Here is a 10,571-nt window from a genome sequence, read left to right on the forward strand (position 1 = left end):
TGATCGTCCCGGACAACCTCGACGTCGACGCCACCGGACGGGTCGAGGGCCCCGGCGGCCTCGAGCTCTTCGGCGAGGAGGGCGGCGGCATCGACATCAGCAACCACCGGACGCAGGACGTCCCCGAGGAGGCCGGTCACCTGACCGTCTCGGCGAGCGCCGACCTCGGCCACGTGATCGTGAGGAGCAAGTGATGAACGAGCAGACGACGGTGATCCCGCCCCTCCCCGACGAGGCAGCCGAGTCCCCGCAGCGGGGCGGCCTCCACCCGGTCAACATCGGCCACCTCGTGATGGGCCTGGCCTTCACCGGCCTGCTGACGGTGTGGGCGCTCTTCGTCAGCGGGACGGTTCCGCAGGACGACCTGCGCTGGCTGCTCCCGGTGCCGTGGCTCGTCGGCGGCGGAGCGGGCCTCGTGGCTGCGGTGCTGACGCAGCGGAAGCGCCTGTGAGCCGCGCGAAGTAGTCCTCCCGCGCAGCGAGCACGAGGTCGGGGTTGTCGGTGATCAGGCCGTCAGCCCCGGCCTCAAGCAGCATCCGGGCCTCGGTGAACAGGTCGCCGTGGTGCCCCGGGGCGTCGCTCGAGCGGAGCTCGAGCGGCAGGAACCGGTTCTCCACCCGCAGTGTCCACACGTGGACCGTCAGCCACCGGCTGTGCGCCTTGGTGACGAGCTTCGACACCTTCCGGGTCCGGCCCTTGTCGTCGCGCGGCAGCACCATCTCCTTGTGCACGCCCACCCCGCCGGCGTACGTCGCGATCTCGGCGAGGCCGGCCGGCTTCGCCATCTGCGCGTACGTCGTGGGGTCGCCCGCCGCGACCAGGTCGGCGGGAGCCCCCTTGCGGTCGAGGAGCTGAATGATCGCCACCGGTGACCGGGTGGCTACCTGGCGCAGGACGGTCGTCTCGAAGCTCATCACGGTCACGCGCGAGCGGGCGTGGTCGACGCCGTGGTCGCCGAGGGTCGCGAGCAGCGGCTCGACCACGTCGAGGCCGCGGGTGGCGTAGTGGGCGGCGTGCTTGAGCTCGATGAGCACACCGACCGTGCGGTCGAGGAGGCGCGACTCCAGCGCGACCAGCGTGAGCACCTCGTCCAGGCTCGGGATCGTCAGTCGCCCGTGGAACGCGGTGTTGGCCCGCCTCACCTTGCGGAACCGCTCGCGCGCCCGCAGCGTCCGGAGCTCCTCGAACGTGAAGTCCTCGACGAACCAGTCGTCGTGCTCGGTGCCGTCGACGGTCCGCACCGTCCGCCTCGCGGCGAACTCGGGGTGGTCGGCGACGTCGGTGGTGGCGAAGAGGGTGGCGTCGTGCCGCGCGACGAGCACGCCGTCCTTCGTCGGCACCACGTCGAGCTCGATGTCGTCGGCACCCATCCGGATCGCGAGGCGGTAGGCCTCCAGCGTGTGCTCCGGTCGCTGGCCGCTCGCTCCGCGGTGGCCGGCGACGGCGGGGGTGGGGACGAGGCTCCGTCCCAGCTGCGCGTTCACACCACCTTCGTCGCATGGCCGGGCGAACGCCGGATGACACGCAGCCGACGTTCGCACGGCGTGCGCACGGCGGTCAGGAGGCGGAACCGGTCGCCGCGTTCGGTCAGTGGGCGACGGGGCAGGTGCGCACGGGCATGGCGTCGACGCCGAAGACGATCGAGGTCTGCCGGTACGCCGGGTCCCCTGCCGTGGCCAGCAGCGGGAAGCGACGAGCCAGAGCGGGCAGGGCGACCTGCAGCTCGAGGCGGGCCAGCTCGGCGCCCACGCACCGGTGGATGCCGTGGCCGAAGGCGAGGTGCGACGCGGGCTCACGCTCAGGGTCGAAGCCGGGCCGGCCGACCTGGTTGGAGCCGGGAATCGAGACCATCACGACGTCTCCCCTGCGCACCCGCTGCCCCGCGACCACGATGTCCCGGAGGGCGAAGCGCGGGAAGGCCACCTGCACGACCGCGAGGTGCCGCAGGAGCTCCTCCACGACCGGCACGGGGTCGGCACCGGAGGCGAGCGCCTCCCACCACTCCGGGTGCTCCAGCAGGAGGCCGGTGCCGAGCGCGAGCATCGCCGCACTCGTCTCCATGCCGCCGGTGAAGACACCGTCGGCGACACCGCCGAGCTCGTGGTCGGAGATCTCCGGGTGCTCGGTGACCAGCCGCCCGATCAGGCCGGGACCCGACTCGACCCGCTGGCGCTGCGTCGCGCCGATCAGGAAGGTCCGCGAGCCGGAGATGGCCCCGAAGGCGCCCATCCCGCCCTGGGACACGTCGAAACGGGCACCGCCCAGCTGCCGGAAGGTGCCGCGGTCGTCGAGCGGCAGCCCGAGCAGCTCGCAGATCACCAGGAACGGCACATCGAAGGCGAAGGTCGCCGCGAGGTCGACGGGGTCGCCCGCCTTGCCCCGTCGCTCCAGCAGGTCGAGCTGCTCGTCGACGATCGCCGCGATCCGGGGGCGCAGCGCCTCCAGCCTCCGCTTGGTGAACTCCGGCGCGACCAGCTTGCGCAGCACCGTGTGCTCGGGCGGATCGGTGAACCCCAGGCCACCGATGTCGCCGTCCGCAGCGCCGCGCGCCCCGACGTACGGGCGGATGTCGGTGGAGTACGCCGTCGGCTCGGCGAGGACCGCCCGGCCGGCCTCTGCGTCGGTCACCAGCCAGACCTGCATGCCGAGCACCGAGGCGAGGCGCCGGATCGGCTGGCCGTCGACCAGCCGCGCGTCGATGGCGATGCCATCGCGCTGCAGCGGCCACGCAAGCGACTCCGGCAGGCTGTCCAGGCGTGACAGGTCGAGCCTGCGGCTGCCGACGCGGGCAGCGAGCCGGACCAGCGGAGCGGCGATTCCCATGGGCACATGCTGCCCGTCCGGGGACCGAAATGCAGGGAAGTTACACCGGTTTCAGGGAGATCCCGGAGCAGGTTCAGGGCTGCCCGGGCGCTGTGCCCGCGACGTACTGGAAGAAGCCGTGGATCTCCCGGCTCAGATCGGTGAACCCGGCGGCCGCGAGCCGACCCGTCACCTCGTCCGGACCGAAGACCCGCAGCCCCGAGAGCCGCGCGACCTGGCCGGCCAGCCCACGCACTGCGTCGGGCGCCGTGGTGGTCATGATCGCGACCCGGCCGCCGGGGCGGACCACCCGCACGATCTCGTCCAGCGCCGTGAACGGGTCCGGGATCAGGTAGAGCGCGCCGTAGCAGGCCACCCCGTCGAAGGCGTCGTCGCCGAACGGCAGCCGCAGCGCACTCCCCTCGACGTACGCCGTGCCGGGGTCGCCGTGGTCACGTGCGGCCTGCCGGAGCATCGGCCGGGAGAGGTCGACGCCGATCGCCAGCCCGTCGGGCGCGACGGCCGCGGCGTACGCGGGGGTGAAGTTGCCGGGGCCGCAGGCGACGTCGAGGACCAGGTCGCCGGGAGCGAGGCGGAGCGTCTCGACCGCCTTGCGCTTCTCGCGCAGCAGGTGGGGCACGTCGAAGGCCATCGCGCCGAGCCACCAGGCCGGTCGCCAGACGTGCTGGTAGATCGGCGCCAGGAACGGGTGCTCCATCGCGCGTTGGGCAAGACTCACCCCTGCACCCTAGGATGGGGACCGCTTGGAGGGGAGTATTCCTTCGCGGTGGTGTCGTCAGTACGGACGCGAGTCCCGGTGCCACCGGCCCAGCAGCTGATCGAGTGCCAGGTGATCGAGCCTGTCGAGATCCACGCGGGGCGGAAGAGACCTCCGGAGTAAGTCCCTGCACGCACTCCGGAAAGGTCTTTCCTTGAGTTCCATCATCGGCGACTCCGTCGCCTCCCCCACCGTCTGGCTGGTCACCCTCCTTGTGACCGTCGGCCTCCTGCTCGTCGACGTGATCATCATCGGCCGCCGGCCGCATGAGCCGTCGATGAAGGAGGCCAGCCGGCACCTGGCCTTCTACATCCTGCTGGCGGTGGCGTTCGGCCTCGGGCTCGCGGTCTTCGCCGAGCCCCACGAGCTCTCCGAGGCGCCGGCTGCGGAGTTCTTCGCCGGCTGGCTGACCGAGTACTCACTGTCGGTCGACAACCTCTTCATCTTCATCATCATCATGGCCAGCTTCGGCGTCCCGCGGCAGTTCCAGCAGAAGGCACTGATGATCGGCATCGTGCTGGCGCTGATCTTCCGCGGCATCTTCATCGTGCTCGGCGCCGCGGCGATCAACGAGTTCAGCTGGGTCTTCTACCTCTTCGGCGCCTTCCTCATCTACACGGCGGTCAAGCTCGCCAAGGAGGGTTCCGAGGACGAGGACGAGTACGAGGAGAACAAGCTCGTCGCGTTCGCCGAGAAGCGCCTCCCCGCCACCAAGGAGTGGCACGGCACGAAGATGTTCGTGACCGAGAACGGCAAGCGCCTGATCACCCCGATGTTCCTGGTGATCCTCGCCCTGGGCACGACCGACCTGCTCTTCGCGCTCGACTCGATCCCGGCGATCTACGGCCTCACCAAGGACCCGTACCTCGTCTTCACCGCGAACATCTTCGCGCTGATGGGCCTGCGTCAGCTCTACTTCCTCATCGGCGGCCTGCTCGAGCGGCTCATCTACCTCTCGTACGGCCTGGCCTTCCTGCTCGGCTTCATCGGCGTCAAGCTGGTCCTGCACGCCATGCACGAGAACGAGCTGCCGTTCATCAACGGCGGCCACCACGTCGAGTGGGCCCCGGACATCCCGATCTGGGTGTCGCTCTCGGTCATCCTCGGCACGCTGCTGGTCACCACCGTCGCGTCGCTGGTCGCGTCGGCCCGCCTCGACGCTGCCAAGCGCGACGAGATGACCGGTCCGCGCCGCGACTGGGACAACGACGACTGACCTGCACGCCGAAGCGGCGCGCATTCGCACCGCACCCACGCCGAAGCGGCGCGTACCTGCACAGGTTCGCGCCGCTTCTGGCCATTTCGGGCGCAGCTGCGCAGCGCCACAGACGACGGATCCGTATGCCGGGACGGCGCCTCGTCACCCCGTCAGGACGCCGAGGCGGCGCTTCGCCACCACGGCATCCCGGCCTGAGGCAGGCAGTGCGACCTGCGCGACCGCGGTGCCGAGCAACGCGACCGCGGCCAGCAACGCGAACCCCGTCGTGTAGCCCGACTCCGCCGGCCACCCGCCCGGCAGGAGCTGGCTGGTGACCACGCTGGCCATGACGGCCGACCCGATCGCGCCACCGATCGTGCGGAGGTTGGCGTTGAGCCCGGCAGCCACTCCGGTGCTACCCACCGGAGCCGCGTCGACGACCACGTTGGCCAGCGCCGCGAAGGTCCAGCCGCTACCCAGGCCGCTGACCGCGTTGGCCAGTGCCAACTCCCAGGCGTGCTCATGCGCAACGGCGATCGCGACCAGACCGAGCGCGGAGAGCCCGCAGCCCAGCGCGATCACGGCACGCGCACCGATAACCCGGGTCAGTCCGGGCGACGTCAGGCCCCCGACGAAGGACAGCACCGCGCTCGGCAGCGCCAGGTAGCCGGCGAGCGCCACGGAGGCGCCCAGCCCGTAGCCACTCGCCACGGGCGTCTGCAGCAGCTGGGGCAGGAAGCCGAACGACGCGTACGTCGAGACACCCACCAGCAGCGCAACCAGGTTGGCACCAGCGACCCGTCGTTCGACCAGGAGGCGGAGGTCGATCAGGGGCACATCGATGTGTGCCTCGACCAGCACCCATGCAGCGAGCAGCAGCCCCGCCACACCGAGCAGGACGAGGGTGCGCGGCGAGGTCCAGCCGGCGTGAGGCGCGCCCGACACCGCGAGCAGGGCACTGACCAGCCAGCCGGCCAGTGCGACCGCGGGCAGCACCCTGACCCGTTCGCCCGTGGGGCCGGGCGACTCGCGGACGCACCGGGCGACCACGGTCGCGGCGATCAGGCCCGAAAGGACGGGCAGCAGGAAGAGGACGCGGTAGCCGGCGTACTGGACGACAGGGCCACTGACCACGATGCCGGTGCCGAAGCCGACCGACATGAGCGACGAGAGCAGCGCCACCGCCCCCGGGACCCGCGCCGGCGGGAGCTCGTCGCGGATGATGCCGAAGGCGAGCGGCAGCACTCCTCCGGCCAGCCCCTGCAGCACGCGCGCGGCGATCATCGCGCCCAGCGACGTGGCGAGCGCTGCAGCGAGCGAGCCGACCGCCAGCAGCACCAGGCTGCCTACGAGCATGCGCACCTTGCCACGGGCGTCACCGAGCCGTCCCACGATGGGCGTCGCCACGGAGGCTGAGATCAGGAAGGCGGTCAGGATCCACGAGGCCGAGGCCTGGTCGGCTCCCAGCGACGCACGGATGTGCGGCAGCGCCGGGACGGTCATCGACTGGAGCAGGGTGTAGGTACAGACACCGGCCACGAGCGCCCCGAAGGTGAGGCGCCCGCGGCCGGAGTCGGTACGGCGCGACCTATGCACGCCAGCGGGAGAAGCGGCGCTCGAGGCCGACCAGCCCGTAGTTCACGGCGAGACCGAGGGCGGACGTCGTGAGGATCGCGGCGTACATCTTCGGGATCAGCATGTTGTTGTTGGAGTAGGTGATCAGGAAGCCGAGGCCGGCGTTGGCGCCGACCAGCTCCGCCGCGATGAGGACGAGGATCGCCGCGGCGCCAGAGATCCGGATCCCGGTGAAGATCGTCGGCACCGCCGCCGGGAAGACCACCTTGCGGAACGTCGCGACCGGCGAGAGTCCGAGCACCTTCGCCGACCTCAGCAGCTGAGGATCGACGGTGGCGACACCGGCGATCGTCGAGAGCAGGATCGGGAAGAAGCAGGCGTAGGTGATGATCGCGATCTTCGACGCCTCTCCGATGCCCAGGATCAGCGTGAAGACCGGCAGCAGCGCCAGCGCCGCGGTGTTGCGGAAGACCTCCAGCACGGGCTGGAAGAACTCGCGCACCGGGCGGTACCACGCGATGGCCGCACCGAGCGGGATGGCGAGCACCGTGGCCAGCGCGAAGCCGGCCCCCGAGCGGACCAGGCTGGCCTGCAGGTGACGCCAGAGCTCACCGCTGGTGATCAGCTCCCACCACGCCTGCAGCACCTGGCTCAGCGGCGGGATGAACTGCCGGTCCAGCAGGCCCAGCCGCGGCAGTACCTCCCAGACCAGGGCCAGGGTGAGCACGCCTGCCACCCCGCGGCCGACGGTGACGGCCTGCTTGCGTCCGCGGGAGACGCCGCGCGCCTTGACCGCCGCCTCCTGGCGGGGGTTGGGCCGTGCCTCGGTGCGCTCTGCGAGGAGGTTAGACATGGGCCACCTCCTTCTCCTGAGCGGGCGCATGCTCCTCACGGAGCAGCGTCCACACCTGGTGCCGGTACGCCGCGAACTCGGTCGTCGCCCGCACGTCCCGGTCCCCTGCGCCGGAACGGTCGAGCTCGATGTCGACGATCTCCTTGATCCGACCGGGACGGCTGCTCATCACCGCGACCCGCTGGCCGAGGAAGACCGCCTCGTCGATGTCGTGGGTGATGAAGACGACCGTGGTGCCGGTGCGCTGCCAGATCGCGACGAGCTCCTCCTGGAGCCGTTCGCGGGTCTGGGCATCGAGCGCGCCGTACGGCTCGTCCATGAGCAGGACCTCGGGCTGGTAGCTGAGGCTGCGCGCGATCGCCACGCGCTGCTTCATGCCGCCGGAGAGCTCGTGCGGGTAGCGGTCGGCGAACTCGAGCAGGCCGACCAGCTCGAGATAGGTCTCCGCCCGCTCCCGTCGCTGAGCCTTCGAGAGCCCACCCTTCGCCTCGAGCGCGAACTCCACGTTGGCCCGGGCCGTGCGCCAGGGCAGCAGCGTGTACTGCTGGAAGACGACACTGCGGTCGAGGCCCGGACCGGTGATCGGCGCGCCGTCGATCGCCAGGCTGCCCGAGGTGGGCTTCGCGAGACCGGCGATCAGGTCCAGGACCGTGGACTTGCCGCAGCCCGAGGGCCCGACGATCGTGAGGAACTCCCCGGCTGCGATGTCGAGGTCAAGCCCGTCGAGGGCCACGAACTCACGGAGCTGCCGGTCGTCGTTGCCGCGGACCAGGAAGGTCTGGCCCACGTCGCTGAGCTGGATGCGGGAACTCATGGCGTCCTCACTTCGCGTTCGGGTTGAACTCGTTGGTGTAGACGTCCGCGGGCGTGATCTTCGCGGGGTCCACGTCGCCGCGGCTGCCGAGCCAGTCCAGCCAGACCGAGATGTCCTTGTCGGCGATCACGCCGCCCTTGCTCGAGACGCCGGTGGAGCCGTTCCAGTTCTTCTCCACGACGGGCGCCGCCTCGGCGTACCCGTTCTCCTTCAGCCACTTCGTGTAGACCGCGAGGGTCTCCTCCCGGCTGTGCGACTCGATGTAGTCGATGGCGTACGCGATGCCCGAGACGAGCGTCTGGTCCGCCTTCTTCTGGTCCTTGATCCAGTCGTTGCGCAGCGCCACGCCGCCGCCGTTGTAGAAGCCGATGACGTCGCTGTCCTTGAAGACGGTCTCGATCGGCACGGCGTCCTGGGTCGCCTTGAGCTGGCCAACCCCGATGTACGCCGCGTCGACCTGGCCGTTCTTCAGCGCCTGGGCCGTGTTGAGCGGAGGCAGCGGGACGAGCGTCACCTTCTTGATCTCGTCCCGGCTCAGTCCGCCCTTGGCGAACCACGTGTCGAGCACGGCCTCGGCGTTCGCACCGAGGGTGTTGACCGCGACCTTCTTGCCGATGAAGGAATGGGGGTCGTCGGTGAGGCCGGAGCCCTTCTTCGCCACGACGGCGGACCCGGTCTTCGCGTTGGTGCCGTAGGTCGAGACGACGGCCTTGATCGGCACGCCGGTCGCGACGGTCTGCGCGATGGCGCCGTAGAACGCGGAGGAGGAGATGTCGACCTGCTTGCTGGCGAGCGCACGGAGCGACTCGGGGCCGCCCTGGACGTCGCCGACCTTCTTCAGCGTGATGCCGGGCAGCTTGCCGAGCGCGTCGGCCAGCTGGAGCGGGTCCACGGAGCCGGGGTAGCTCTGGTAGCGGACGACCGTGCTGCCGTCGGCTGCCGTCTCCGCGTCGGCACCAGCGGCACCGCAGGCCGTCAGACCGCCCAGCAGGGCGGCAGCGGCCGCGGTGCCTGCGAGGAGGCGACGGACGGGGGCGGTGGAGGTGGTGCTCATGGTGTCCTCTCGGTTCTTTCTCGGGTGGGGTGGTGCGGGTCAGGAGGCGTCAGCGGCGGCCGGCGTAGCGGCGTACTGGCTGTCGGGACGGGCGAGGCCGTAGTGCTCGCGCAGGGTCGAGCCGGAGTACTCCGTGCGGAAGAGGCCGCGGTCCTGGAGGATCGGTACGACCTTGGAGGTGAAGTCGTCCAGGTGCTGCGGGTAGAGCGGCGGGAGCACGTTGAAACCGTCGGCCGCACCGCCCTCGAACCACTCCTGGATCGTGTCGGCGATCTGCACCGGCGTGCCGTGCACGACGTTGTGGCCACGGCCGCCGGCGAGGCGGTGGAGCAGCTCGCGGAGCGTCGGGCGGTCGCGCTCGACGATGTTCGCCACGACCTGGAGGCGGCTGCGCTGGTTGTCGAGCACGTTGCCGGCCCCACCGAAGGTGTCGACAGGGACGACCTCGTCGAGCTCGAGGTGGGAGAGGTCGACACCGGCGAAGCCCTGGAGCTGGCGCAGCCCCGCCGCTGGCACCGTGAGGCGGTTGAATTCGTCGTACAGCTCCTTCGCCTCGGCTTCGGTGTCACCGATGAAGGGGCTGATGCCGGGCAGGATCTTCACCGACTCCGGGTCCCGGCCGAAGCCGACCGCCTTCGCCTTGATGTCGGCATAGAAGGCCTGGGCGTCGGCGAGGGTCTGGTGGGCGGTGAAGATCGCCTCGGCGTTGCGGCCGGCGAAGCTGCGACCGTCGTTGGAGGAGCCGGCCTGGACGTAGACGGGGCGACCCTGCGGCGTACGCGGGGCGTTGAAGGGGCCCTTGACGGAGAGGTGCTTGCCGCGGTGGTTGATGGCGTGGACCTTGGCCGGGTCGTAGAAGACGCCGCTTTCGCGGTCGACGACCTCGGCGTCGTCCTCCCAGCTGTCCCAGAGCTTGGTGATGACGTCGATGAACTCCTGGGCGCGCTCGTAGCGTGTCGCGGGGTCAGCCGCCTGGGCGCGGCCGAAGTTGGCCGCTGCCTCGTCGCCCTGGGTGGTCACGATGTTCCAGCCGGCACGACCGCCGGAGATCCGGTCGAGGCTTCCGAAGAGACGGGCCAGGTTGTAGGGCTCGTAGTAGCTCGTGGAGGCGGTCGCGATCAGGCCGATCTTCTCGGTGACAGTGGCGAGCGCGGTGAGCAGCGTGATGGGCTCGAACTGGTTGCTGGGCCGGTGACCGCTCCCCCACAGCACCGGGCCGTCGGCGAGGAAGACCGCGTCGAGCTTGGCCGCCTCGGCCCGCCGGGCGAGGTCCTGGTACCACGCGATGTCACCGACGTGCTCGGCGCCGCTCTCGGGGTGGCGCCACGAGGCCTCGTGGTGGCCGGTGTCGTGGAGAAAGGCGTTGAGGCTGAGCTGGCGCGGCATGGTTCGCCCTTTCGAAGTTTTCCTAGTGGATTACTTGACTTTAATCGAAACCGCATCCGCCTCGGCAAATCCACCAGCCACCATGTGGGACAGCCGTCCACATCACGGACG

At 70.4% G+C, this 10,571-nt stretch carries 11 protein-coding genes; 3 read left to right on the forward strand and 8 right to left on the reverse strand.

Annotation, left to right across the window (positions count from 1 at the left end):
• Both VLF38_RS16910 and VLF38_RS16915 read left to right on the forward strand, forming a co-directional pair.
• A partial coding sequence (locus VLF38_RS16910) for a hypothetical protein (RefSeq protein WP_325272406.1) occupies positions 1–194 on the forward strand: 194 nt, incomplete at its 5' end.
• Positions 194–451: a hypothetical protein gene (locus tag VLF38_RS16915; protein ID WP_325272407.1), complete on the forward strand. Its 258-nt coding sequence runs from the start codon at positions 194–196 to the stop codon at positions 449–451. The genes VLF38_RS16910 and VLF38_RS16915, both read left to right, overlap by 1 nt.
• Here the strand turns inward: VLF38_RS16915 and VLF38_RS16920 are convergent.
• The 3 genes from VLF38_RS16920 to VLF38_RS16930 all read right to left on the reverse strand — a co-directional run bounded on the left by VLF38_RS16920 (position 339) and on the right by VLF38_RS16930 (position 3,541).
• Positions 339–1,484, reverse strand: coding sequence for a glycerophosphodiester phosphodiesterase family protein (locus tag VLF38_RS16920; RefSeq protein WP_325272408.1), 1,146 nt, complete (start codon positions 1,482–1,484; stop codon positions 339–341). The genes VLF38_RS16915 and VLF38_RS16920 overlap by 113 nt on opposite strands.
• A gap of 103 nt (positions 1,485–1,587) precedes the next feature.
• Positions 1,588–2,823, reverse strand: a complete 1,236-nt coding sequence (locus tag VLF38_RS16925; RefSeq protein WP_325272409.1) for a cytochrome P450 — start codon at positions 2,821–2,823, stop codon at positions 1,588–1,590.
• Between the two features lie 73 nt (positions 2,824–2,896).
• The gene (locus VLF38_RS16930; RefSeq protein WP_325272410.1) at positions 2,897–3,541 is read right to left on the reverse strand and encodes a class I SAM-dependent methyltransferase; all 645 of its coding nucleotides are present in this window, start codon (positions 3,539–3,541) and stop codon (positions 2,897–2,899) included.
• A gap of 193 nt (positions 3,542–3,734) precedes the next feature.
• Here VLF38_RS16930 and VLF38_RS16935 point away from each other — a divergent pair, with 193 nt between their 5' ends.
• Positions 3,735–4,796, forward strand: coding sequence for a TerC family protein (locus VLF38_RS16935; protein WP_349255589.1), 1,062 nt, complete (start codon positions 3,735–3,737; stop codon positions 4,794–4,796).
• A gap of 144 nt (positions 4,797–4,940) precedes the next feature.
• On the opposite strand, the gene VLF38_RS16940 is transcribed toward VLF38_RS16935, so the two are convergent.
• From VLF38_RS16940 to VLF38_RS16960, 5 genes are read right to left on the reverse strand one after another with little or no spacing between them, the layout of a single operon-like run.
• Positions 4,941–6,317, reverse strand: a complete 1,377-nt coding sequence (locus VLF38_RS16940) for an MFS transporter (RefSeq protein WP_325272411.1) — start codon at positions 6,315–6,317, stop codon at positions 4,941–4,943.
• A 49-nt stretch (positions 6,318–6,366) separates the two neighbouring features.
• Positions 6,367–7,206 (reverse strand): ABC transporter permease, encoded by an 840-nt coding sequence (locus VLF38_RS16945; protein WP_325272412.1) that lies wholly within the window; start codon positions 7,204–7,206, stop codon positions 6,367–6,369.
• Positions 7,199–8,020 carry an ABC transporter ATP-binding protein gene (locus VLF38_RS16950; RefSeq protein WP_325272413.1) on the reverse strand — a complete coding sequence of 274 codons (822 nt, stop codon included), beginning with the start codon at positions 8,018–8,020 and terminating at the stop codon, positions 7,199–7,201. Before VLF38_RS16950 ends, VLF38_RS16945 begins: the two co-directional genes overlap by 8 nt.
• Positions 8,021–8,027: 7 nt before the next feature.
• Positions 8,028–9,074: an ABC transporter substrate-binding protein gene (locus tag VLF38_RS16955; protein ID WP_325272414.1), complete on the reverse strand. Its 1,047-nt coding sequence runs from the start codon at positions 9,072–9,074 to the stop codon at positions 8,028–8,030.
• Between the two features lie 39 nt (positions 9,075–9,113).
• Positions 9,114–10,460, reverse strand: a complete 1,347-nt coding sequence (locus tag VLF38_RS16960; protein ID WP_325272415.1) for an LLM class flavin-dependent oxidoreductase — start codon at positions 10,458–10,460, stop codon at positions 9,114–9,116.
• Between the last annotated feature and the right edge of the window lie 111 nt (positions 10,461–10,571).

The sequence above is a fragment of the Nocardioides sp. genome, assembly GCF_035481145.1.
Taxonomy (GTDB): Bacteria; Actinomycetota; Actinomycetes; order Propionibacteriales; family Nocardioidaceae; genus Nocardioides.